Source organism: Pseudonocardia sp. ICBG1142 (assembly GCF_020496255.1).
Taxonomy (GTDB): Bacteria; Actinomycetota; Actinomycetes; order Mycobacteriales; family Pseudonocardiaceae; genus Pseudonocardia.
On the sequence record NZ_JAHLJC010000011.1, the window covers coordinates 88,915 to 111,639 of the forward strand.

Sequence of the window (22,725 nt, forward strand, 5' to 3'; positions counted from 1 at the left end):
GTGGGCCGTGACACGCGGCACCGTTGCGGCGCCGCGCGGCGCTATAGCTGGTCACAGACAGGTGCAGTGCGGCAATCAGAAGGCCGCGGGGGACGGTTCCCACCGTCTATCACGACTTTGCCGGGGCCCTGGGTCGGGGCAGGGGGGCAGGCTGACCATGCTGATCGTGCGGGTCTCGACGCGGCCGTGTCCGCGTCCGCGTTGACGATCAGCGACGCCGATCTGGGTCCAGGGCAGCGCCCGTACCCGTGCCAGCAGCGTGGGCTGGTTCGCTTTGATCGTCATCAGGTAGTGCCCGCCGCGGCGGTGTAGGTAGTCGGCGTGGGCTCGCTGGGTGTGCAGAGCGTCCGCGGTGACCAGTACATCGTCGAGGTCGAGGGGGTCGAGCAGCGCGGTGAACGCGGTGATCTCGCTGCCCTTCTCTGCGACCTGAACCTGGCCGAGCACGGCACCACTGGCCTGGTCGAGCACCGACACCAGATGCGGAAGCCAGACGCTGCCATCGGCGGCACGGACGTGGGTGCCACGCAGGGTCTTGCCGTCCAAGGCCAGCACGCGGCGCTGTTCCCGCCGGGGTGTGCCCTCCGGGACCGGCTGGGCGCTGAGCTGGGCCAACGCCCAGGACCGCAACGCCGCTTCCAGCGCCGAGGCGTCAACCCGCTGCAGGACCCGACGGATGGTCGACTCGTGCGGCGCGGCAGCGCCCACCCCGAGCACGTCCAGCACGGTGCTGCCGGTGTCGTGGACGTACTCGGCGATCGCGGTGAACGACCGGGCTCCGGTCAGCACCGCGCACGCCCCCAGCAGCGACACTACGAGGACCCCATGGCCGACACCACGCGGTTTCCGCGGGTCCGGGACCTGCGACAGAGCCTCCACCAGCGACACCACCGCCGCCTCGTCGACCGGCGCGGCTCTCCCCGCGTCAGGATCAACCTCCAGGCCTTCCAGAGCAGCAACGATCGGAGACACTGACACTGCGGACACAGGCTTCCTGACGTGAGCAAGGATTCGACACCCTCATGATCACGCCAAGCCTGTGTCCGCACCCACCCCGCACGTCACCGCAGCTCAGCCCCCACCCATCACGACTTTGCCGGGGCCCTGTGCCCCGACCTGGGCGCAGAGTTCTTCCCGCACGCATCCCAGGCGATCAAGCTGGTCCGTCGCCGCCGTCCCCTACGTCCCGGCGGGAGGTGGAAGACCGAGACCGTCTACGCGATCACCAGTCTGACCGGCACCGATGCCGACCCTGGGTCTGCTCGCGCGGTGGATCCGTGGGCACTGGTCGATCGAGAATCGCCTGCACTGGGTCCGTGATGTCTGCTTCGACGAAGACCGCGCTACCGCCCGCAGCGGTCACGCCCCGCAGGTCATGTCGGCGTTGCGGAACCTCGCGATCACCGCGCTACGCCTGGCCGGTGTCACCAACATCGCCGCAGCGCTACGCCACCACGCCCGCGACCCTCACCGCCCGCTGATCACCTACAAGATCACGTGACGACTTTGCCGGGGCCCTGGAGTCAACCGTGCCCTCCTAGAACGAGCACATTCTGAACCGATAGCGCATGAGCTCGTTCGCTAGTGTCCTAGGCTACGCTAGGCTACCCTAGGACGCCCTCCCCAACCCGGCTTAGCTGGCCTCGGCTTCCTCTCGACAGAAAAGGAGACTGCCTCCTAATGACTCCCGCGCCCGCCTCATTTCAGCTTGCTGAGCACATCACAATTAACTCCACAGATGGAGGGGCCGTATTGCTCGATAAACGCAACGGAGAATACTGGGCACTCAATGAGACTGCGACATACATGCTAAATGGTTTAACCGCGCAGCTAGACGACTTTGCGATAGCGACGTCGACTTCCGAGCTCTTTGAGGCTCCGATAGAAGCTATCGAATTAGACGTAAAGAGGCTCCGCTCAACCCTAAGTGAAAATGGTTTCACCAAATCACCATGAGGACCAATCAAGCAATTCCAAGTAGTGGCCAGAAATTTCCAGTTCATGTCAGCCTTCTGGCTCGCATGTGTATTGCTATGGCTTATTTACTAAGTCGACTCAAGCCTGAGTATATCGCTCGATTCTTGCATCTGATGCGGAAAGGGGCACGACCAGCGTCCTACCCGGAAGCAGCCGCCGCCCGAGCAAGCGTCATCTCCAACAGCATCTACTGCGCCGGAGAAGGTTGCCTACCACGATCACTAGCGACTGTACTTGTGTGTCGGGCGAAAGGATCATGGCCAACCTGGGTAGTCGGTGCACGACTCGAGCCATTTCTTGCCCACGCTTGGGTCGAAGCAGAGGGGATCCCCGTCGAGGAAAACTTCGCATCAGGATTCTACGCTGCGTTGCTGACGGTAACTTAACGGCCCGATCATGGTAACGTGGAATGTCATGGTTTTATGAGGTGCCGTCCAGGAGACTAACGCAGATGGCTCGCCCACCCAAGTCACATTCCAGATCTGAACTCACGCAACTGCTGCGGCGACGCAAGAAGGCTATTGCGGCCAGCCTAGGACTGTTGCTTTCCGCAACTGCTTTACGCCTCAGCCAGCCTGTTTTATTGATGGAAATCGTGGACTTAAATGCTCTCGCGTCGCCCCTCATGCTCGCGCTAGCGGTCCTCTTCGTTGGCCAGGCAGCCTTATCTGCTTTCGGCGCAATTGTTCTTCAGGTCACCGGAGAACGTCTGATTGCCGACGTCCGCTTAAGTCTACTCCCCAGTATTTTAACTGGTCGCATTTTGGAGCTTCAACGGTTTCGGAGAGGAGATATCTTAGCCCGCGGAATATCGGATACAGCAGCCATTCGAGATATGGCCACTTGTGGCTTTTTGGATATCGCTGTAGGAGTTCTCACAGTTGTTGGAGCTTCCGTATTACTTATAATCACCGATGCAGTATTATATCTCGTTGCACTACTTATTATTGCGGTCTCTACGGCTCTTGTCTGCACGTTCCTGCCTCGCATCCGAAAAGAGACCCAGAAATCACAAGCAGCTACTGCTGCGTACTCTACTGCTCTCGACAGAGTCGTCACTAACCCGAGAACCATACGCCTATCCGGAGCAACCATTCGTGAGGAACGGCGGCTCGCGGGTCGGATCGAGGCGACATACATCTATGGTAAGCGCGCGGCGCGAATCGAGGCTCCTATATCGGCAATCATGGAACTGGCCGGTCATGGTGCATTGGTGGCAATCCTTCTGCTAGGGGCAGTACGCGTCGAATTGAACCTACTTACCACTGGCCAGCTAGTGGCATTTCTTGTAGCCCTTGTCTACCTAATTATGCCTACGGTGTCGACGCTCCGCGCTGTTGCGCTGGTTCAAAGGAGCCTCGCCGCAATGGACCGAATCCAATCCATTCGTGTTATTGAGACAGAAGAAGAACGGTCGCAGAGCAGCTACAGAGACCTCAGATGCTGCCTACACCAACCAGGACCCGCTGCTCTAGAAATCAACGGATTATCATTCAGCTACAACAGTACACCTCTGCTCCAGAATATCTCCATGTCAGTTCCTGCCGGCTCCATCGCCGTACTCGAAGGCCCCACCGGCGCCGGTAAATCCACGCTTCTTAATCTTATTTGCCAATTCTACGAACCGAATTCTGAGACAATATATATAAATGGCGTTGACGTGTCTGAAATTCCTTTACAGGATTATAGAGGGATCATAGGCCTGGTAGAGCAGAATGCGCCTCTCATGCAGGGGAGCCTTCGCGATAATCTGGCCTACGCGAATCCATCTGTATCAGATCTAGAACTATGGGGCGCCGTATCTTCTGTTGGGCTCGAGCCCCTGGTTCGCAATCTTCCCAACGGGCTAGAGACTAGTGTCGACGAATCAGGTGAAAACTTTTCTGGCGGGGAGCGGCAACGCATATCCATCGCACGATCACTAGTTGCGCGCCCGAAGTTACTGCTCTTAGACGAACCGACTTCACAACTTGATCCACATACTGAAGCTCAACTGCTGAGCTCACTGAGGACACTCTCGACAAGTTGCACGCTCGTGATCGTCACTCACCGCCCAGCGCCACGAGCGATTGCTGATCAGACTTTCTCCATGCGTGAGGGGGAAATAACCAAAATCCCGGGCGGCTACTGAACCATCGATAATCTACATAGGTGATATCAGTTCCACGAACGCTCGGGGAGCGCCCCCGCGCGTCCTCTATCTGCCACCAGGCCACCCCGAGAACGAGGGTCAACCAAGGAGTCAAGATGTCTTTCGAGCTACAGCTAGCAGCCTACAGCGACTTACTTTACGCATCGACTATGTTCATCTACGCTTTAAGTCTACTCGTTTCTATTGCAGAGTATACCGTTCGCGGCAGCCAGGCAAAAGCGAATACAGCGCTCGGCAGCAAAGAACGCGAGGGAGAGGTCAGGGGGGATGGTGGCCTCCTAGCGGGGGAGGCATACGCAGGTCGCCGGCTCGGATTGGTGTCTTTGTACCTCCTAGTGCTCGGAGCAGCTTCTCACCTTGCTTCGATCCTGTCGCGAGGAGTTGCAGCCCACCGTTGGCCAATGGCTAACATGCACGAATACATATCCGCTATCTGCCTAGTATCCATCATCGCATGGCTTACTGTGAGCTATCGCAGGTCGCGGGTTCGGATAGGCGGCGTATTCATCATCCCTATCGTCCTGACCCTCATGTTCCTCGGTGGCACACTGCTGTACCTTCCCATTGGTCCCGTGACGCCCTCTCTAAAATCTTACTGGATTGCATTTCACGTAAGTACGGCAGTTCTCGCCTCCGGGTTATTTCTAATACCTGGCGTGACGAGCTGCCTCTACTTGATCCGCCGGGGCGGGCGGCCGCAGCGACTAGCTGGTCTCCTTCCTGATGAATCCATGCTGGATAGAATCTCGTATCGAGCGACAATCGCGGCTTTCCCGATATATACGGTGGGGCTGATCCTCGGGGCTATCTGGGCTGAAGCCGCATGGGGTAGATACTGGGGGTGGGACCCAAAAGAGACTGTGGCTTTTGTTGCATGGGTCTTATATGCTGCTTACCTTCATGCGCGCGTCTCTGCGGGGTGGGGGCCATCACGTGCGGCATTCATTAATATTGCCGGCTTCGCAGTTACTGTATTCAACCTATTCTTTATCAATCTGGTGGTAACTGGACTTCATTCATATGCCGGATTTTAAGGTCCCTGGGTTTGCTGTCGGGTTGTTTGACACTCTGTCTGCGGGGCGTGGGTCCCGCTGAGAGGATGTCGCTGTGCCGAGGAAGTACCCACCCGAGTTCAAAAGTGATGTCGTGCGGGTCGCGCGTCGTCTGGATCTGACCCATGCCGAGGTCGCCGCGGATTTCGACATCTCGGTGGAATCGGTGCGCCGTTGGGTGCCCCGGGCAAGTCCTTCCCCGGCAGATCGAAATCCTGACGACAGACGACCAACACCAACAGTCGCGTGAGGCTCGAAGGTGCTCCGCCGGAACCTTTTAAACTGGTTGGAATGAACAAACTTTTTCACCTGGTGCTACAGCACCGAAGAGCAGTACTCACTTCCACCCTGCTGATGCTACTCGGTTCACTACTCGGCCTAGTTCAGCCTATACTCGCAGGAAGGGCCATCGAGGCGGTCGGCGCAGCTAAGCCAATCACGCAGATTGTTTGGACCCTGGTCGCTATCTTCGCGGCACAGACCGTCGTCGATACCGCCGGTAGGTACATTCTGCAACGGACCGGCGAAGGCGTGGTGCTCCACACCCGAGACCGCTTAGTTCGCCACCTCATGCGACTTCGAATCAGCGAATTAGACAAACAGAGAACCGGCGATCTTGTATCCCGAGTTGGTATTGATGCAGGGATGCTGCGCGATGTAGTCAGCCGCGGATTCGCCGAAGTCGCTGTGGCGCTATGCACCGCAATTACTGCCGCAATGCTCATGCTGTGGATCGATTGGATCGTATTCGTAATCGTCATGCTGATCTTTAGCATTGCCGCTGCAGGGGTCAGCATTGTCCTGGGACGCATACGTGACTCCGCCGAGCAGGTCCAAGGCAATGTCGGGATCCTGAGCGCCGATCTAGAGCGCGCACTGTCTGCTCTACGCACAATTCGCGTCAGTTGTGCTGAGGACGCTGAAGCCAGGCGACTGGTAACCGCTGCGGTCCGCTCACATACGGCAGCAATCCGGTCAGCACGGTTAGCGGCGGCGGCGACGCCCGCCGTGCAGCTCGCAGCCAGTGGTTCTTTTCTTGTGGTTTTGCTAGCTGGTGGCGTCCGTGTGGCCACGAATCAGCTCGCTCTCGGTGACCTTGTCGCGCTCCTTCTGTTCGCAATGTATCTAGTAGTGCCGCTATCAAATATGTTCGAGGGCGCCGCGATGCTTAAAACAGCCCAGGCCTCTCTGAATCGCGTACACGAGCTCCTCGATCTGCCGGTGGAACCAGCGGATATCGCGACAGCGCTACAAGTCGTAGGAGAGCGACCCACGGGTGAGAGCGCATCCTCCAGCGGGAATGTCTTGCAGATGTCAAGAGTTACGTTCTCTTACACGGATCGACTGGTCCTCAAAGATATCGATATCACGAGGCTTATTCAGGCTCCGTCAGGTAAGTGTGTAGAAGATGAGTCCGATGACTGCCGAGATTGTCGTTTTAAATGTGGCGTAGGGCCGCCGGTAGTCTGTGTGGAGAACTTTCCACGTTTTGATATGGGCGATGACTCGTTCGATGGTGGCGCGTGTGCGGTTGAGGCTCTTGTTGAATGTTTTTTGCCAGTCGAGAAGTTCCCGGCCGGGTGGTTTTTTGAACGGGGTGAGCATGCCGCGCCCGATGTATCCTTTATCGCCGATCGGGGGGTATGTGGCGAGGTGGTCGAGGGCGCCGGATTGGTCGAGGCAATATAGGTCGTGTCGGGAGCCTGGGGTCGGGTCGGAGATCCACGACAGCTGCCCTTCCAGGGTGGCTGCGACCTGGACGACGACGCCGGTGGTGCGATGCTTGCCCGACCACAGACCCGGCACCGCGGCCCATGACCAGCAGGGCAGCAAGGTTCCATCGATGATGTACTGCCGATCGGCACGAAGCTCCTCCGCCGTCGGAACGACACTCCGCAGCGCCTGTGCCAGCAACGGTGTCACCCCCGCGATCGCTCGACTAACCGTCGACTGCGACACCCCATAGGTTTCCGCCAACTCCCACTGCACACGATTCCCGCGCAGATACGCCAACGTGATCACCACCGACCAGAACAACCCCAGAACCGGCGGCCAAGACAAACGCGCCTCCGTCGCGTCCCGCTGATCCTGCTCATACACTATAGCGACAAGATCCTGAATCTCATCACGCCGGAAACCAGTGGCATAGTACATACTGCGACAACCCGTTCATCTCGGATTGATTCGGCAAACCAATATTCGCGATGGACGGGCTGTCGCCCAACCCGACACGCCGGGCTAGATCGTTATTTCACGGGGCCTGAATAAGCCTCCGAGTATCTTCACCGCTATCTCGACGAGTTCGGCCGTCGTTATCACGATCTGCGACAACGCCCCCGTGACACGGTCCTACGCGACACACTCGCCGCACTCGACCTCATGGGCCTGTACGGCGCCGCGGACGACCCGCTCTGGGACGAGGCGGTGACCGCCAGCCACCACGCTGCCCTGGACGGTGTCGGTGAGGACGTCGGCACTCCGATCGTGCGGATCAACGGGACAGGGATTTTCGGACCGGTCCTCACCACCGTCCCCGACACTGCACGTGGCGCGGCGATCTTCGACGCCGTCGCGACGCTGATCGCGCACCCGGAATTCACCGAACTCAAGCGCACCCGAACGACGAGTAGCGATGAGTGACCTCGCGAAGGTGCTCGCGGCGCGGGCCCCGGACCTTCCGGATATCCCGTTGTTCGGTTCGGTGACGGTCGGGCAGGTGTTCGTGGCGGTCGCGGCGGTCGTGGTGCCCGCGACCGTGGTCGGGCATGTGCTGGTGTTGTGGGCGTGGGCCCGCGGCTGGGAACCGCACCGGCTGCGCAACCTCGCCCTGGTCATCGTGGCCGCTGCGCTGCTGGCCGGGCCGATCGTCGGCAGGCTGCCCTGGTGGGGCGTGGAGCTGACGGCCTCGGCGGTGCGTCAGGCATGGGACGGGCACTACCTGCCCGCTGGGATCGACTCCGCCGCGGCGACCGCCCCTCTGGTGGCGGCGGCGGCGTGGGTGTGGTGGCACCTCTACACCAAGCGGATGCGGTCCGGTGTCGCCCAGGCCGCCGGCGAACGCCACGTCCGCCGCCAGCTACACATCCGCGCCGGTGCGGCGGCCCGCCGCGCCCGCCGCGAGCGCATCCCGCTGGCCCACACCGACCGCACCGGCACACCCTCGGTCATCCTCGGCCCACGTTATGACACCGTCCGCGCCCAACCGGACCTACTCACCGACACTCTGCGCCGGCGCGCCGCACCGTGGCTACAGGTCCCGATGCCCGCGATCGCCCTCCACACCGTCTGCCTGGCCGAGACCGGCGCCGGGAAGACCACGATGCTGGTGCGCTGCTCAGCCAGCTGGGCCGAGATCACCTGGACCGCCTACAACCAGCAACAGCACGGCGCTGCGGGATCACGGCCGTTGGTGATCTTCCTCGCGGCGAAAGGCGGCCCCGACGCCGACACCGACGCCCACGAATGGGCCGACGCGATGGAAGACCTCGGCCTGCACCCGGACCGGATCGGGGTGTTCCCGTTCGAGACCCGGCTGAACATGTGGCGCATGCCCGCCACCCAGCTCCGCGCCGCCCTACACAAACTCGCGAAAACCGATCACCGCTTCTACGACGTCCTGCAACGCGGCCTGCTCCACCTGATCATCGACACACCCACCGAGAAACCACCCGCATCCTCGGCGGAGTTCCTGCAACGGCTCGACCCGGCCTGGCTCACGGCGGCGTGGGCGGGACATCCGGTCGAGGAACGCGCCATCGCCGCCCTGACCAAGACCACCGGCGGCGGAGCGGGCGCCTCATCGCTCGACACCGACCTGTTGCTGTTCGCCGATTTGTTCCGCAGCATCGGCGGCGACTTCGACGCCGGGCAGCCCTTGTCGGACTTCGACGCCCTCTACGTCTCCGTCCCCGGCGCCACCGACCAGGTCGTCGCCGCCACCAAGACCGCCGTCCTCATCGAACTTCTGACCTACGAACTCGGTGTCGCCCACGACGGGCAACGCCGTCAGGTGCTGTTCGTCATCGACGAGTTCTCCGCGGTCTCCGGTGACACCGCCGGCGATGTCATCAACCTCGTCGAACGCCTCCGCTCCCTGGGCGGCTCGGTCATCGTCTCCGCCCAATCCTATGAAGGCCTCGCCGACACCGAAGACCAACGACGGCGGCTGCTGGGCGCGATGGGCGGCGGCGCCCTACTCGGCCGCACCAGCAACGCCGAAGCGTTGGCCGAGCGGTTCGGGACCAGGCTGGTCGACGAAGTCGGCTACCAACTCGACGGTGGCCGTATGACCGGTGTCGGCACCGTGCGCCGCCAGCACACCTACCTACTCGACCCGAACCGGCTCCGACAACTCCCCCGCCACCACCTCGCCTACGCCACACCCGACCAGGTCATCTACGGCGTCGTCGCCCCACTCACCGCCTCGCCCGCGATCGCCGGCTCGCCCCGGCGCACCGCGCCCACCAACGGGCCCGCGCTGTCCCGGCGGCGGCTCACCGCAGGCCAGGCCGCCGCGATCAACCGGCGGCTCTGAACCGTCCTGGGTCTGCGAGAGGCTGAGGTTCAGGCCACCGCACCCTGTTGGGCGATGGATGTAGCGTACACCATTTCTCGTTCGATCGGCGACATATAGTCAATGGAGGAGTGGAGCCTCACACTGTTGTACCAGTGAACCCACTCCGCGGTCTCTCGCTCCACCTCACGAAGACCGCTCCAGTTCCGAGAATGAGCATACGGAACGATGAGCTCTGACTTGTACAGGCCGATCGTGGACTCCATCAGCGCGTTGTCCAGCGCGTCACCGACGGTGCCGATCGAGCCGACGATACCAGCCTCGGCGAGTTGCTCGGTGAACGCCAGAGACGTATATTGAGACCCGGCATCCGAATGATGAATAAGACCCTCGGAGGTGAACTCGCTGATCGCCCGTTGGCGAGTGGACAACGCCTGCGCCAGGGCCCCGGAGACGAGATCGGTGGTCTTGCTCATCGACGCCTTCCATCCGAGGATTCTGCGGGAGTAGACGTCGGTCACGAACGACACGTAGCAGAACCCAGAGGCGGTCCACACATACGTGAAATCCGCGACCCACAGCGCATCCGGTCGAGTCGGCGCCGCCCACGCCCGCCTGACCAGGTCAGGATGGCGGGCTGCGCGCTGATCACGGGTCGTCGTGGTCGTGTGGTGGACCCCGCGGCGCACGCCCTGGATCCCGGCGACACGCATCAATCGGCCCATCTGGTCCCGCCCGACCCGCAGCCCTTCCCGCCGCGCCGCACGCCACATCTTCCGCGCCCCGTACACACACCTGTTCTTCCGATAGATATCCACAATCCGATTCACCAGATACGCCTCATCCAACTGGCGATCGGTCACCGGCCGGGACCGCCAGCGATAATACGTCTGCGGGGCGACCTGCACACCGTGTTCGGACAACACGGCACAGATCGGCTCGACCCCGAAACGGCTTCGATGTTCGTGAACGAACAGAAGTCTTACCTGAGGCTTATTCAGGCTCCGTCAGGTAAGTGTGTAGAAGATGAGTCCGATGACTGCCGAGATTGTCGTTTTAAATGTGGCGTAGGGCCGCCGGTAGTCTGTGTGGAGAACTTTCCACGTTTTGATATGGGCGATGACTCGTTCGATGGTGGCGCGTGTGTGGTTGAGGCTCTTGTTGAATGTTTTTTGCCAGTCGAGAAGTTCCCGGCCGGGTGGTTTTTTGAACGGGGTGAGCATGCCGCGCCCGATGTATCCTTTATCGCCGATCGGGGGGTATGTGGCGAGGTGGTCGAGGGCGCCGGATTGGTCGAGGCAATATAGGTCGTGTCGGGAGCCTGGGGTCGGGTCGGAGATCCACGACAGCTGCCCTTCCAGGGTGGCTGCGACCTGGACGACGACGCCGGTGGTGCGATGCTTGCCCGACCACAGACCCGGCACCGCGGCCCATGACCAGCAGGGCAGCAAGGTTCCATCGATGATGTACTGCCGATCGGCACGAAGCTCCTCTGCCGTCGGAACGACACTCCGCAGCGCCTGTGCCAGCAACGGTGTCACCCCCGTGATCGCTCGACTAACCGTCGACTGCGACACCCCATAGGTTTCCGCCAACTCCCACTGCACACGATTCCCGCGCAGATACGCCAACGTGATCACCACCGACCAGAACAACCCCAGAACCGGCGGCCAAGACAAACGTGCCTCCGTCGCGTCCCGCTGATCCTGCTCATACACTATAGCGACAAGATCCTGAATTTCATCACGCCGGAAACCAGTGGTATAGTACATACTGCGGCAGCCCGTTCATCTCGGATTGATTCGGCAAACCAATATTCGCGATGGACGGGCTGTCGCCCAACCCGACACGCCGGGCTAGATCGTTATTTCACGGGGCCTGAATAAGCCTCCCTGAGTCGACGGCCCAGCTCCGCCCGCGCGAAAAACGCCGAAGCAGTCTTCAGAATCTCATTCGCCCGCCGCAGCTCGGCATTTTCTGCACGAAGCCGTCGCAACTCGGCCGCTGCGTCATCGCCACCCGCCGCCGAGCCAACCCCGGAACCGGAATCGCGCTCTTCGGCCTCGACCCAATTGCGGATCGTCGCCGGGTTCACATCCAACAGCTCACCGACGTGCCGGCGCGCGGCCAGCTTCGACTCGCCGTGATCACACAGACGGTCAAGGTAGAGGCGGACCGCGCGGGCACGGGTCTCCTCATCGAACTTCCGAGGTGCTCCCACAGCTCCAGTCTCCTTGCTAGATCAGGAGCCTCTCCACCACCCAGGACGGTTCAGCTCCGCCGACCCGGCACCACGACCGGTAACGGCGCCCGGGCCACCGGCGGCGGAGATGGCCAGGCGCCGGACTGGACCGGCGACGACTGGACACACGACACCAGCAACGAGGACCCACGATGAGCCCGAGCCCGAGTGTCCATCCTGAACAGGCGCGGGCCGCCGCCGCGGCGCTGCTCGGTGTCCCCGCCGGCGCCTCACCTGAGCTGCTGCGGACCGCGTGGCGGGCCGCCGCCCGCCATCACCACCCAGACCGGGGCGGCGACCCGGAACGGTTCATCGCCCTGACCAGCGCCTACGAACTACTCACCACACCACCAGCGCCACCGCGAGCAACTCCACACACGACGACACCGGCGGGGCCGGCGGGGCCGCGCGCGTCGGCGCCGGCCATCGGTGGGCTTCTGTTCCTACGGGCTTTCGGGCTGCTCGCTGCCGTCGGTGTCCTCACCGCTGGTGTCGCCCTGGTCGCCGCGCCGGTCGTGGCCGCGATGGTCGCGTTGCTGGGCGCGGTAGCGGCTGCCCACCATGTCTACCTGGCCGCCGACCGCGCTGAATCCCGCTCGCCGGTAAGCGGTCCCTGACTGTGGGGCGGGCGCCGTCCAGACCGCGCTTTGCTCCGACCGCGAAACAGGAACTCCGGCGCCCGCCACCAGCGACGATAGCCTCAACCGGTCGTCGTGTGTGTCCGACGAGGTCACCGGATGCCCGACGACGGACCGACACCACGCCCGTCTCGACGGCTGCTCTTCCTCGATACAAGGCCGCCCGAGCGGTGCTCAGGTTCAGTCAAGGGGCGGCGTAGCCGATCGCGTAGCGACGCCGCTCGCGGCGCCCTTGGCGGGTTCTGGGCACCGTTCGACACTGGGGCCGCTTCGAGGGAGGGCACACCGCAGCTTCGCCTCGATGACCGGCACCGAGAGCACTCCGCGCACCGGAAGCGCGCGCCCGGCGCCGGTCGTGATCCGCTCCCAGCCCGGCGCTACCTGTCCACGCCGAGGCCGAGGTCGAGCGCGGTCTGCGACCGCCACGCCGCGAACGCTTGATGAAGGTCGGCGGGGATGCTGAGCCGGACGGTCGTGGGCCGCCCGAAACCGGCGCCGATCTGACGTACCTGGCCTGGTAGACGCTGCTGGTTCATCCGGTCTGTTCGCGGTCGGGGCAGGTCTGGTCGTTACAAGCCTGCCAGCCGAGGAACTCCCCCCGGGGCCAGCCACGCCGGGGCCGCGGTGGCGGCATAGAGGTTCTCAACCTGGGCGATGCTCATGTCCAGGTCGTAGCAGACCGTCGGGTCGGCGGCGAGCCGGACGAACGCGGTCTTCGCGATCCGGGCGGCGAACCCGATCGCGGTCTGCGGGGACCGGGCGATCACGATCGTCGCCAGGCCGACACCGAGACCGGGGACGAGGTCGGCTTTCGTCCCGACCAGCTTCCCGCCGTGCTCGCCCTGCTGGCGGCGCATCGCGGTCCGTAACGGCGCCGCGATCGCTGTCCCGACCTGCGGCGACACCTCAAGAAGTTGCATCACGCAATGAAAATTCTTCGCCACCAGCGCGCCCCCACAGGTCCAGGTCCAGGATAGTCCGATTCATGCCGCGTTAGTCGATCTTGCGGGTACTGGTCTGGAGACCGTCGGCGCCGACGATCCTGCTGGCGAGGTGTTCGATCTCGGCGGTGGTGAACCGGTCGGGTAGCGCGATCGGGAGCAGCCGGAAACCGTCGCGGATGGTGTTGAGCGCGGTCGCGAGCCCGGCGACGTGGTTCCGGGCGACGACGTCGATCTCCACGCTGAGCAGGTCACGGTCGTGTCCGTGACGAGCCGGGTTCAGGATGACCGCGGCGACCGCGCGGGACAACACACCGCGCCACAACAGCCCCGTGAAGTGCTCACCCAGGACCTCCGCCGCCCCGGGAAGGTCCTTCCCGGGCAGATCGAAATCCTGACGGCAGACGACCAACACCGCGTTCACGCCCACGCCCACCGGCCTCATCGTCCTCACCGCGCCGACCGCCGCGGCCCCGGCTCCCAACACGGAACCTCGGTGATGTCCCGGATCGCCCACTTCAGCTGCGGCGCCAACGCCTCCGGGTTCCGAGCCCGCGCCCGCCGCGCCCGGTCCCGCTCCACAAACTCCCCCGCAACATCCTGAACCTGCCCCAACACATTCGGCGCACACCAATACATCACACCGACACACTCCAACTCCCGAGCACGGTCCACCACCGCCGACAACAAACCCGCCACCATATCCGCCTCCCCATTCTTCGGCGGCGACTCCAAATAACGCGACCGCGTCTTCCGCGACAACTCCACCTCCACCAAAGCACGCCGCCCATCCGGGAAAACCTCAACCCCATCCGGCATATGCGGCACCGGCACACCACGCGGACGCCACCCCGTTAAATGCTGCAACGTCCGCTCCGACACCCAACGCCCCACATCCAAACCCACCCGATGAAACCGCACCGCCGCCACCGCACGAACATGCCCCGACACCGTCTGCCGCGGCCGCCACCCCGGCACATCCCACCCCAACAACTCCCGCACCAACGTCCGCGACGGCCACACCCACATCGCCCCCGCATCCACCTTCCCCGTACACACCCACCCCGCACGCTTCCAACGACCCACCACCGCATGCGCCGCCTGCGCCGACACCCCCAACACACTCGACAACAAATCCAGAGGCAACCCATACTGATGCGCAGCAATCTCCAACAAACCCGTATCCCGCGCCGTCAACACCACCGAACCCGCATCCCGACGCCGCGCACGCACCCGCTCACCGACTTCACCCAACACCACAACCACCCTTTCCTGCTACCCATCCAAAATATTCCACCAACAACATCGCACACCACCGAGGCGTCAGCGAGGCGAACAACCCACCTACGAGCAGATACACCCAACCCAACCCAACCACCACCTCCCCCACAGTCTGTTGACTTTGACCTTGACCTTGCTTTTTTAAAGGCATTGAACTTCGTACTAGAACACTGAGGCTTATTCAGGCCCCGTGAAATAACGATCTAGCCCGGCGTGTCGGGTTGGGCGACAGCCCGTCCATCGCGAATATTGGTTTGCCGAATCAATCCGAGATGAACGGGCTGCCGCAGTATGTACTATACCACTGGTTTCCGGCGTGATGAAATTCAGGATCTTGTCGCTATAGTGTATGAGCAGGATCAGCGGGACGCGACGGAGGCACGTTTGTCTTGGCCGCCGGTTCTGGGGTTGTTCTGGTCGGTGGTGATCACGTTGGCGTATCTGCGCGGGAATCGTGTGCAGTGGGAGTTGGCGGAAACCTATGGGGTGTCGCAGTCGACGGTTAGTCGAGCGATCACGGGGGTGACACCGTTGCTGGCACAGGCGCTGCGGAGTGTCGTTCCGACGGCAGAGGAGCTTCGTGCCGATCGGCAGTACATCATCGATGGAACCTTGCTGCCCTGCTGGTCATGGGCCGCGGTGCCGGGTCTGTGGTCGGGCAAGCATCGCACCACCGGCGTCGTCGTCCAGGTCGCAGCCACCCTGGAAGGGCAGCTGTCGTGGATCTCCGACCCGACCCCAGGCTCCCGACACGACCTATATTGCCTCGACCAATCCGGCGCCCTCGACCACCTCGCCACATACCCCCCGATCGGCGATAAAGGATACATCGGGCGCGGCATGCTCACCCCGTTCAAAAAACCACCCGGCCGGGAACTTCTCGACTGGCAAAAAACATTCAACAAGAGCCTCAACCACACACGCGCCACCATCGAACGAGTCATCGCCCATATCAAAACGTGGAAAGTTCTCCACGCAGACTACCGGCGGCCCTACGCCACATTTAAAACGACAATCTCGGCAGTCACCGGACTCATCTTCTACACACTTACCTGACGGAGCCTGAATAAGCCTCACTATAGCGACAAGATCCTGAATTTCATCACGCCGGAAACCAGTGGTATAGTACATACTGCGGCAGCCCGTTCATCTCGGATTGATTCGGCAAACCAATATTCGCGATGGACGGGCTGTCGCCCAACCCGACACGCCGGGCTAGATCGTTATTTCACGGGGCCTGAATAAGCCTCCGAGTACGAACGACTCCTGGACGTGTTACGGCCCTTCATCGACGCCGGCCGGGTCGAAGCGTCGGTTCCGACGGCCCCCGCGATCCCCGCCGCTGCTGCACCCGCTGCTGTTCCTGAGGTGATGTCGGCTCCTGAGTTGACGTCGGGCGGCAGCGCTGGCCGCTCTGTCGATGCGGTCGGCGTTCACAGCGGTCTCGGGGTTGTCGGGGATGGTGGTGGCCGGGATTTGTTGGCTGATTTGACGGTGATTGCGGCAGGGCGCCTGCGGGTGGGTCTAGCGGAGGCGGCGGCGTCGTTGCGACAGGTGGATCCGGTGGCGTATGTGGGGTGGGCGGAGCGGGTGTTGACTCGGGAGCTTCCAGATTCAGCGAAGCCATATAATGACCAGTCGGGTCGATGGATTTCAACGAAGAAAATTCTTGCCGCGCGAGGTATTGTGCGTCGCCGCCGTAAGTCATCTAAGTCGCGTAAGTCGCTGAACTCTGCATCGAGCTCCGGTGCGGCTAGATCTGGATTATTCTGAGGAATACTTTCGGGATGGTGTTGCTGGCCCAGTAGGAATGACTATAGGTGGTTTCGATGGCGGGCGGGAGCGATCCGAGTTACATGTATTCGAATGGTTGGTCCGGGAGTAGTGCGGATCATAATCCGGTTACTGCCGTGCGCGCGGCGCGGGTGGTCGCCTCGCTCGCTCAGGATGCAGCCGATGCTCGGCTGCTGCTGGACATCCTTGATCTCACGTCCGCTGTTTCGTGGGCCCGCCGGGATGACAACGAAGATGAACGAGGAGGGCTGGAGAAATGAATGATGTGTCGGACGGCGTGTCTGAGGACAGTCGCACCGTGGCGATCATCGCTCATCTCTCGGCGCCGTTCGCTACGCTGGTCAGCGCCGGGTCGCTGAGCTTGTTGGGTCCGTTGCTGATCTGGCTGGTCAAAAAGGACGACCCGTTTGTGCGGAGGGCGTCCGCGGCGGCGTTCAACTTCAACCTGCTGATCTGGATATTTTTCCTCATCGGCTGGCTGCTGGTCTTCACGATCGTCGGGATCATCGTCGCGATCCCGTTGATGGTGAGCCTGTTCGCGGTGTCCCTGTGGTGCCACGAGGCTCATTCAGGCTCCGTCAGGTAAGTGCGTAGAAGATGAGTCCGATGACTGCCGAGATCGTCGTTTTAAATGTGGCGTAGGGTCGGCGGTAGTCTGTGTGGAGAACTTTCCACGACTTGATATGGGCGATGACTCGTTCGATGGTGGCGCGTGTGTGGTTGAGGCTCTTGTTGAATGTTTTTTGCCAGTCGAGAAGTTCCCGGCCGGGTGGTTTTTTGAACGGGGTGAGCATGCCGCGCCCGATGTATCCTTTATCGCCGATCGGGGGGTATGTGGCGAGGTGGTCGAGGGCGCCGGATTGGTCGAGGCAATATAGGTCGTGTCGGGAGCCTGGGGTCGGGTCGGAGATCCACGACAGCTGCCCTTCCAGGGTGGCTGCGACCTGGACGACGACGCCGGTGGTGCGATGATTGCCCGACCACAGACCCGGCACCGCGGCCCATGACCAGCAGGGCAGCAAGGTTCCATCGATGATGTACTGCCGATCGGCACGAAGCTCCTCTGCCGTCGGAACGACACTCCGCAGCGCCTGTGCCAGCAACGGTGTCACCCCCGTGATCGCTCGACTAACCGTCGACTGCGACACCCCATAGGTTTCCGCCAACTCCCACTGCACACGATTCCCGCGCAGATACGCCAACGTGATCACCACCGACCAGAACAACCCCAGAACCGGCGGCCAAGACAAACGTGCCTCCGTCGCGTCCCGCTGATCCTGCTCATACACTATAGCGACAAGATCCTGAATTTCATCACGCCGGAAACCAGTGGTATAGTACATACTGCGGCAGCCCGTTCATCTCGGATTGATTCGGCAAACCAATATTCGCGATGGACGGGCTGTCGCCCAACCCGACACGCCGGGCTAGATCGTTATTTCACGGGGCCTGAATAAGCCTCGATGTACTGCCGATCGGCACGAAGCCTCCTCCGCCGTCGGAACGACACTCCGCAGCGCCTGCGCCAGCAACGGTGTCACCCCCGCGATCGCTCGACTAACCGTCGACTGCGACACCCCATAGGTTTCCGCCAACTCCCACTGCACACGATTCCCGCGCAGATACGCCAACGTGATCACCACCGACCAGAACAATCCCAGAATCGGCGGCCAAGGCCGTCGCAGGCCAGTCGCGTTCCGCTGATCCTGCTCATGCACCAGAGCGGCAAGATCCTGAATCTCATCACGCCGAAAGCCAGTGGCATAGTACATACTGCGACAACCCGTTCATCTTGGATTGATTCGGCAAATTAATCTTCGCGATGGACGGGCTGTCGCCCAACCCGACACGCCGGGCTAGATCGTTATTTCACGGGCCCTGAATAAGCCTCTAAGCAGGCGGAAACGCGCATACATGAAATTTCGGGCGATACTTGCCCGAAATTGCACGCTTCGTAGCCACGCATGTGCGATACGCATCTGATCTTGATCGGACGATTCGCATCGTGCTGTACTACGCAGCGTGAGCACGACGACGTACGCACAACGCACCATCACTGTGATCCTGGCAGCGGCGATCCCGATGAGCATGACCACCGGATTCGCCGCCGCAGCACCTTCCCACACGCCGCGACCAGCGGAACGGCACGTCCAGGAAACTTTCGCCGGGCAGGACAGTAAGAATCTTGAAGAGGGGCTGCGGTTCATTGAGTCCATCCCCGAGTCCGTGCTTGTCAGTGATGCCGCATGGGATCAGTGGAAGAGGAATCATCTCTCCCCGCCCGATCGAGCAAATGTCTGGGCGTGCAGCTCGGCGATCGCCATCGCGATCATCTCCAACGGCTTCGCCCCGGCGAAGATCCTCAAGCTGAAGAGCGCGATCAAAGCCGCCGGAGGTGTCAAGAAGGTCGCCCAACTGGGCATCGACGCTTTCAAGGCGGCGCGAGCGCGGGGAGAGTCCGTCGGCGCGGCAGCCGCTGCCGCGCAGGCCGCTATCGTCCAGAACGGCGGCGGCGTCGCCCAGGGCATACTCCTCGAATTCTTCTCACTCAATGCCGTGGTGAGCGGATGCTTCCAGTAACCCTACCCCTCCCCAGAGTCGGGGCACTTCCCGATCGAGCCGGGAACCATGCCTGCTGAACCCGCCAAGAAACCGTCCTTCCTTGCTGCTTTTATTATTGTGTGCGGGTGCGGCGTGGCGATGTATCTGTCCGCACGTATTTTCCCGGATGAGCCGTGGGCGGACTTGATTTTCTTCGCGAGTCTCATCCTGCAAGGCGCAGTCACCCTGTGGTTCAACTTCACACTCCACCGCAAGGAAAAAGACCCCACGTCACCATCGCAGGACCCTCGAGTTCCACCGGTCAGCGAAAGCACAACCCATTTCACTTCTCATCGAAACAAAGAGGGAAACATGAAAGAAGACGTTCCGGCAGGACCCAGCGGGCCGGGGCCGCGGCCGGGGATCATGGCGTTGCAGGCGTTGCGGTGGTATCAGATCGCCGGTGTCGCAGCCCGGTTCGTCCGGGCGAACCCCGCAGCGGTGCTGGCCCCGACACTGCTCGCAGCACTGGTCCTGATCGGCGGCGGCGGGCTGACCTGGTGGTGGCTGTTCGACCCGGCCACCGCCATCGACAACGCCGCCGCCGCAGCCGCGCAGGCGACGGACCCGGCCGCGGCAGAAGCCGCCGCGCAGGCCGCCGCAGCAGCATCCTCACCGCAGGACCTGCTGTTCAGCCTCGTGCTGCTCGCGCTCTACTTCATCCTGGCCCCACCCGCAGCCGCCATGGTGCTGTCCACCCTGCGCCCCGCCGTCCTCGGACACAGTCGGGTATCGCTGTCGCAGGCCTGGGCGGCAACACGCCCTCACCTGCGGTCCCTCTACGGAGTGTGGGCAGTCCTCACCCTGATCGGCCTCATCCCGACCGCGATCCAGACCGCCGCCGCAGCCCCGTTCTGGAACACCCCCGACACCCCCGCCGAGGCCTCGGACACCATCGGCGTCCTCGCCAGCATCCTGACCGTGGCCGCAGTCCTGCTACTGATCTACGTCTCGGTCCTGCTCGCCTTCGCCCCCGCCGCCGTGATCGTCGAAGGACTCACCGCCGGGGCCGCGCTGCGCCGTTCCCTCGACCTGGTCCACCGATCCTGGTGGCGCTGCTTCGCCGTCCTGGTCGCGATCAGCGTGATCCTCCTGATCGTGGCCACCCTGATCACCCTGCCCGCCCTCGCCGCCGCCATCGCGATCGGATTCGCCGGACCACTCTGGATCGCGATCCTCGGCGTCGGTGCTGTCCTGGCCGCGGTGTTCGCGATCAGCTGCAGCTACGGCATCGGCGCCACCGCCCTGCTCTATCAAGACCAGCGCATCCGACGGGAGGACTACGCCACCGACCTCATCCACGACGCCCGCCTCGAACCGTAAACCCGCAGGCCAACGGCACAACCGCACCAGCGGCGCTACCGTCCGAGTCCGGGGCCCCGGCCCGGACTCGGACGGTGCCCGCGGGCCGGGGACCGCCGCGCCAGCACCGACGGCACCGGGCGGGGCGAATCGTGACGATCCTGATCCTGCACCGGCGCCGGGGACCGGGCCCCCCGCAACGCCCCCACCGGCGGCGACACAACCCCGCCAGCAGCCGGGACAGCGGTCAACGCCGCGTAGCTCCGCCGCGCCGCCGCGGCCTGCGCCGGACGCTGCTGCGCCTCCCGCAACGCCACCACCTCCGCGACCACCGCCGCCACCGCAGCGATCAACCGGGCCGCGTCCTCCTCCCCATCACGCCCCAACGGGCCCGCAGCGGCCAACCGCCACGCCGCCGACCGCAGCGCCTCCGCCGCCGGCGACCACCGCCCCGGCAGCACCCGATACGGCACCCGCACCGCCCGATCCAGATCGGCCCCCGCCCGACCACCGACCTGCCGAGCCACCACCTGACCAGCGGTGACCGTCTCGACCGCAGCCAGCATGTCCCCCACCGCATGCACGACCCCATCACCACCACGACCAGCACCCTCAGGAACAACGACGACGGGAACCCCACCGTCCCCAGACACCGCCTCCCTCAGCGCTGCGCTCGCCTGGCCCATCGCCGACACCGCGCTCTCCACCGCCGCCGCCCGCTCCACACGCGAGGCCCGCGACCGATACCGCCGCACCCCGGCCGACTCCACCGACACGACCAGCTCCGCTGACGCCCACCGCGCCCGCAGGTTCGGCAACGACAGATCCGCCGCCAACCGCCGCCCGGAGAACCACACCGACTCCCCCACCCCGTTCACATCATGCGGAACCGCGACCGCATACCCCACCATGCCGCTCGCCCGATCCCCCGCCACCGCGTAACGAGGCCGCACCATCACCCCCCGATCCGCCAACACCGACACGAACGCCTCCGCGTCCCGCGCCTGCACTGCTGCGGCCCGCACCTGCCGCCGCAACCACTCCCGCGACGTCTCCTCCGCGCCACGCCGCAGCGCCTTCTCCTGCTCGGCCTGCGACGGCCCGGTCACCGAACTGCGATCCGCCCCCGCCGTGGGCGTCAACCCCAGTTTCTGCTCCCACGCCTGACACGTCTCCCGCGCACGCCGCTTGTCAAACGACGGCGACACCCGCCGCCCCGACACCTGCCCCACCAACACCGCCGCCACATGCACATGATCATCAGCGTGGCGGATCGCGACCCACCGACACCCATCCAGATCACCACGCCGGGCGATCCCCGTCCGATCCATCAAATCCTCAACCACCTGCGACCACTGCTCATCACTGAGCACCGGATCCTCCGGCGCACACCGCAACGAGCAATGCCACACCGGGCCCTGCTTCGGACGCCTCTCCCCCTTCGCCGGCGGCGTCAACGACACCCCCGCCGCCATCGCAGGATCACTCAACTCCGCCACCAACCCCGCAACATCGAACGACCCATCCGCACTCAGCGGCGGCTGATGCACCTCCGCACAGCCGTCCCACGCCGCGACCACCCGCTGCCCCACATGCTCATTCGCCCGCCCCGGGCCCATCAAGTAGCGGACGAGCCCGGACGGGCGCCACCCCCGACTGATCTTCGCGATCACCCCACACCCCCGCACCCATCCGAACCCGGCGCCCCCGCCGCCCACCGGGCTCGGGAACGCGCCCGCGACCGCACCACCGCGCGCTCCGCCCCCACCTGCTCATCCACCACCGCGACCGTCGCATCGATCCGCTCCACCGCCCTGCTGACAAGGTCCAGCACCCGCCCCGCCGACGCCTCCACCACCCCACCGGTGTTCGCGACCCGAGCGACGTCGTTGAGGTTCCCCCCGACATTGCGCAACACCCGACGGTCCTCCATCAACTCCGCCCGCAACCCCATCAACCCCTGCATCCGCGCACCCGACACCCCCGCCGAACGCACCGACACACCCGACCCGACCGCGTCATCACCGGCCGCGTCATCACCGGCCGCAGCCACCTCCGCCGACCGCACCGCCACCACCCCCAACCACGCCCCCACAGCCATCCCCGACCGCACCGCCGCCGCCTCCACCACAACCCGCTCCGCCGTCGACAACCACACCAACACCCCATGCGGACGACCACCCACCGCCCGACCACGACGCGACCCCGCCATCCGCCCACGACCCCCCACCC

Annotated in this window: 24 protein-coding genes and 3 pseudogenes; 15 read left to right on the forward strand and 12 right to left on the reverse strand. The window is 63.4% G+C overall.

The window, feature by feature from the left end:
• Positions 1 to 75: 75 nt before the first annotated feature.
• On the reverse strand, positions 76 to 972 hold the full coding sequence (locus KPL59_RS11925) for an ISAs1 family transposase (protein WP_226360835.1): 897 nt from the start codon (positions 970 to 972) through the stop codon (positions 76 to 78).
• 271 nt (positions 973 to 1,243) lie between these two features.
• Here KPL59_RS11925 and KPL59_RS11930 point away from each other — a divergent pair, with 271 nt between their 5' ends.
• The 7 genes and pseudogenes from KPL59_RS11930 to KPL59_RS37590 form a co-directional block, all read left to right on the forward strand.
• Positions 1,244 to 1,501 carry a hypothetical protein gene (locus tag KPL59_RS11930; RefSeq protein ID WP_226360836.1) on the forward strand — a complete coding sequence of 86 codons (258 nt, stop codon included), beginning with the start codon at positions 1,244 to 1,246 and terminating at the stop codon, positions 1,499 to 1,501.
• A gap of 179 nt (positions 1,502 to 1,680) precedes the next feature.
• On the forward strand, positions 1,681 to 1,956 hold the full coding sequence (locus tag KPL59_RS37580; protein ID WP_226360837.1) for a PqqD family peptide modification chaperone: 276 nt from the start codon (positions 1,681 to 1,683) through the stop codon (positions 1,954 to 1,956).
• Positions 1,953 to 2,363, forward strand: a complete 411-nt coding sequence (locus KPL59_RS37585; RefSeq protein WP_226360838.1) for a lasso peptide biosynthesis B2 protein — start codon at positions 1,953 to 1,955, stop codon at positions 2,361 to 2,363. Before KPL59_RS37580 ends, KPL59_RS37585 begins: the two co-directional genes overlap by 4 nt.
• Positions 2,364 to 2,428: 65 nt before the next feature.
• On the forward strand, positions 2,429 to 4,108 hold the full coding sequence (locus tag KPL59_RS11945; protein WP_226360839.1) for an ABC transporter ATP-binding protein: 1,680 nt from the start codon (positions 2,429 to 2,431) through the stop codon (positions 4,106 to 4,108).
• A 116-nt stretch (positions 4,109 to 4,224) separates the two neighbouring features.
• A complete protein-coding gene (gene ccsB / locus KPL59_RS11950) occupies positions 4,225 to 5,163 on the forward strand; it encodes a c-type cytochrome biogenesis protein CcsB (protein WP_226360840.1) in 939 nt (312 codons plus the stop codon).
• 73 nt (positions 5,164 to 5,236) lie between these two features.
• Positions 5,237 to 5,431 carry a transposase gene (locus tag KPL59_RS11955; RefSeq protein WP_226360841.1) on the forward strand — a complete coding sequence of 65 codons (195 nt, stop codon included), beginning with the start codon at positions 5,237 to 5,239 and terminating at the stop codon, positions 5,429 to 5,431.
• Positions 5,432 to 5,472: 41 nt separating this feature from the next.
• Positions 5,473 to 6,309, forward strand: a pseudogene (locus tag KPL59_RS37590) (ABC transporter ATP-binding protein); the annotation flags it as partial.
• A gap of 261 nt (positions 6,310 to 6,570) precedes the next feature.
• Here the strand turns inward: KPL59_RS37590 and KPL59_RS11965 are convergent.
• Complete coding sequence (locus KPL59_RS11965; protein ID WP_226360842.1) at positions 6,571 to 7,335, reverse strand: transposase; 765 nt, start codon at positions 7,333 to 7,335, stop codon at positions 6,571 to 6,573.
• 132 nt (positions 7,336 to 7,467) lie between these two features.
• On the opposite strand from KPL59_RS11965, the pseudogene KPL59_RS11970 reads away from it, so the two are divergent.
• Together KPL59_RS11970 and KPL59_RS11975 are read left to right on the forward strand one after the other, a co-directional pair.
• Positions 7,468 to 7,821 (forward strand): annotated as a pseudogene (locus KPL59_RS11970) (disulfide bond formation protein DsbA); the annotation flags it as partial.
• Positions 7,814 to 9,715, forward strand: a complete 1,902-nt coding sequence (locus KPL59_RS11975; RefSeq protein ID WP_226360780.1) for a TraM recognition domain-containing protein — start codon at positions 7,814 to 7,816, stop codon at positions 9,713 to 9,715. The pseudogene KPL59_RS11970 and the gene KPL59_RS11975, both read left to right, overlap by 8 nt.
• Positions 9,716 to 9,744: 29 nt before the next feature.
• Here KPL59_RS11975 and KPL59_RS11980 read toward each other — a convergent pair whose 3' ends face one another.
• From KPL59_RS11980 to KPL59_RS11990, 3 genes and pseudogenes are all read right to left on the reverse strand, one after another.
• Positions 9,745 to 10,695: an IS3 family transposase gene (locus KPL59_RS11980; RefSeq protein WP_255676979.1), complete on the reverse strand. Its 951-nt coding sequence runs from the start codon at positions 10,693 to 10,695 to the stop codon at positions 9,745 to 9,747.
• Positions 10,696 to 10,701: 6 nt separating this feature from the next.
• On the reverse strand, positions 10,702 to 11,466 hold the full coding sequence (locus KPL59_RS11985; protein ID WP_226359944.1) for a transposase: 765 nt from the start codon (positions 11,464 to 11,466) through the stop codon (positions 10,702 to 10,704).
• Positions 11,467 to 11,615: 149 nt separating this feature from the next.
• Positions 11,616 to 11,915: pseudogene (locus tag KPL59_RS11990) on the reverse strand (transposase); the annotation flags it as partial.
• A gap of 173 nt (positions 11,916 to 12,088) precedes the next feature.
• Between KPL59_RS11990 and KPL59_RS11995 the strand changes: the two are divergent.
• Positions 12,089 to 12,553, forward strand: coding sequence for a J domain-containing protein (locus KPL59_RS11995; RefSeq protein ID WP_226360781.1), 465 nt, complete (start codon positions 12,089 to 12,091; stop codon positions 12,551 to 12,553).
• A 398-nt stretch (positions 12,554 to 12,951) separates the two neighbouring features.
• On the opposite strand, the gene KPL59_RS12000 is transcribed toward KPL59_RS11995, so the two are convergent.
• The 3 genes from KPL59_RS12000 to KPL59_RS12010 form a co-directional block, all read right to left on the reverse strand.
• Entirely contained in the window at positions 12,952 to 13,110 is a 159-nt protein-coding gene (locus KPL59_RS12000) for a hypothetical protein (protein WP_226360782.1), read from the reverse strand.
• A gap of 33 nt (positions 13,111 to 13,143) precedes the next feature.
• Positions 13,144 to 13,494, reverse strand: coding sequence for a hypothetical protein (locus KPL59_RS12005; protein ID WP_226360783.1), 351 nt, complete (start codon positions 13,492 to 13,494; stop codon positions 13,144 to 13,146).
• Between the two features lie 73 nt (positions 13,495 to 13,567).
• Positions 13,568 to 13,951 carry a hypothetical protein gene (locus tag KPL59_RS12010; RefSeq protein WP_226360784.1) on the reverse strand — a complete coding sequence of 128 codons (384 nt, stop codon included), beginning with the start codon at positions 13,949 to 13,951 and terminating at the stop codon, positions 13,568 to 13,570.
• Positions 13,952 to 15,087: 1,136 nt separating this feature from the next.
• Here KPL59_RS12010 and KPL59_RS12015 point away from each other — a divergent pair.
• From KPL59_RS12015 to KPL59_RS12025, 3 genes are all read left to right on the forward strand, one after another.
• Entirely contained in the window at positions 15,088 to 15,852 is a 765-nt protein-coding gene (locus KPL59_RS12015; RefSeq protein WP_226360785.1) for a transposase, read from the forward strand.
• 773 nt (positions 15,853 to 16,625) lie between these two features.
• A complete protein-coding gene (locus KPL59_RS12020; protein ID WP_226360786.1) occupies positions 16,626 to 16,850 on the forward strand; it encodes a hypothetical protein in 225 nt (74 codons plus the stop codon).
• A 17-nt stretch (positions 16,851 to 16,867) separates the two neighbouring features.
• The gene (locus tag KPL59_RS12025) at positions 16,868 to 17,176 is read left to right on the forward strand and encodes a DUF4870 domain-containing protein (protein WP_226360787.1); all 309 of its coding nucleotides are present in this window, start codon (positions 16,868 to 16,870) and stop codon (positions 17,174 to 17,176) included.
• Here the strand turns inward: KPL59_RS12025 and KPL59_RS12030 are convergent.
• Together KPL59_RS12030 and KPL59_RS12035 are read right to left on the reverse strand one after the other, a co-directional pair.
• Complete coding sequence (locus KPL59_RS12030; RefSeq protein WP_226360788.1) at positions 17,169 to 17,933, reverse strand: transposase; 765 nt, start codon at positions 17,931 to 17,933, stop codon at positions 17,169 to 17,171. The genes KPL59_RS12025 and KPL59_RS12030 overlap by 8 nt on opposite strands.
• A gap of 84 nt (positions 17,934 to 18,017) precedes the next feature.
• Entirely contained in the window at positions 18,018 to 18,362 is a 345-nt protein-coding gene (locus KPL59_RS12035; RefSeq protein WP_226360789.1) for a transposase family protein, read from the reverse strand.
• A gap of 250 nt (positions 18,363 to 18,612) precedes the next feature.
• Between KPL59_RS12035 and KPL59_RS12040 the strand changes: the two genes are divergently transcribed.
• Complete coding sequence (locus tag KPL59_RS12040) at positions 18,613 to 19,170, forward strand: hypothetical protein (protein ID WP_226360790.1); 558 nt, start codon at positions 18,613 to 18,615, stop codon at positions 19,168 to 19,170.
• A gap of 402 nt (positions 19,171 to 19,572) precedes the next feature.
• A complete protein-coding gene (locus KPL59_RS12045) occupies positions 19,573 to 20,514 on the forward strand; it encodes a hypothetical protein (protein WP_226360791.1) in 942 nt (313 codons plus the stop codon).
• A gap of 35 nt (positions 20,515 to 20,549) precedes the next feature.
• On the opposite strand, the gene KPL59_RS12050 is transcribed toward KPL59_RS12045, so the two are convergent.
• Positions 20,550 to 22,166 (reverse strand): relaxase/mobilization nuclease domain-containing protein, encoded by a 1,617-nt coding sequence (locus KPL59_RS12050; protein WP_226360792.1) that lies wholly within the window; start codon positions 22,164 to 22,166, stop codon positions 20,550 to 20,552.
• A complete protein-coding gene (locus KPL59_RS12055) occupies positions 22,163 to 22,645 on the reverse strand; it encodes a MobC family plasmid mobilization relaxosome protein (protein WP_226360793.1) in 483 nt (160 codons plus the stop codon). Before KPL59_RS12055 ends, KPL59_RS12050 begins: the two co-directional genes overlap by 4 nt.
• Between the last annotated feature and the right edge of the window lie 80 nt (positions 22,646 to 22,725).

Bases quoted from the DNA above. Each gene is read 5' to 3' on its own strand.
- KPL59_RS11930 (WP_226360836.1), top strand. From the start codon at position 1,244: ATGCCGACCCTGGGTCTGCTCGCGCGGTGGATCCGTGGGCACTGGTCG.
- KPL59_RS37580 (WP_226360837.1), top strand. From the start codon at position 1,681: ATGACTCCCGCGCCCGCCTCATTTCAGCTTGCTGAGCACATCACAATT.
- KPL59_RS37585 (WP_226360838.1), top strand. From the start codon at position 1,953: ATGAGGACCAATCAAGCAATTCCAAGTAGTGGCCAGAAATTTCCAGTT.
- KPL59_RS11945 (WP_226360839.1), top strand. From the start codon at position 2,429: ATGGCTCGCCCACCCAAGTCACATTCCAGATCTGAACTCACGCAACTG.
- ccsB (WP_226360840.1), top strand. From the start codon at position 4,225: ATGTCTTTCGAGCTACAGCTAGCAGCCTACAGCGACTTACTTTACGCA.
- KPL59_RS11965 (WP_226360842.1), bottom strand. From the start codon at position 7,335: ATGTACTATGCCACTGGTTTCCGGCGTGATGAGATTCAGGATCTTGTC.
- KPL59_RS11975 (WP_226360780.1), top strand. From the start codon at position 7,814: ATGAGTGACCTCGCGAAGGTGCTCGCGGCGCGGGCCCCGGACCTTCCG.
- KPL59_RS11985 (WP_226359944.1), bottom strand. From the start codon at position 11,466: ATGTACTATACCACTGGTTTCCGGCGTGATGAAATTCAGGATCTTGTC.
- KPL59_RS11995 (WP_226360781.1), top strand. From the start codon at position 12,089: ATGAGCCCGAGCCCGAGTGTCCATCCTGAACAGGCGCGGGCCGCCGCC.
- KPL59_RS12000 (WP_226360782.1), bottom strand. From the start codon at position 13,110: ATGAACCAGCAGCGTCTACCAGGCCAGGTACGTCAGATCGGCGCCGGT.
- KPL59_RS12005 (WP_226360783.1), bottom strand. From the start codon at position 13,494: ATGCAACTTCTTGAGGTGTCGCCGCAGGTCGGGACAGCGATCGCGGCG.
- KPL59_RS12015 (WP_226360785.1), top strand. From the start codon at position 15,088: ATGTACTATACCACTGGTTTCCGGCGTGATGAAATTCAGGATCTTGTC.
- KPL59_RS12020 (WP_226360786.1), top strand. From the start codon at position 16,626: ATGGCGGGCGGGAGCGATCCGAGTTACATGTATTCGAATGGTTGGTCC.
- KPL59_RS12030 (WP_226360788.1), bottom strand. From the start codon at position 17,933: ATGTACTATACCACTGGTTTCCGGCGTGATGAAATTCAGGATCTTGTC.
- KPL59_RS12035 (WP_226360789.1), bottom strand. From the start codon at position 18,362: ATGTACTATGCCACTGGCTTTCGGCGTGATGAGATTCAGGATCTTGCC.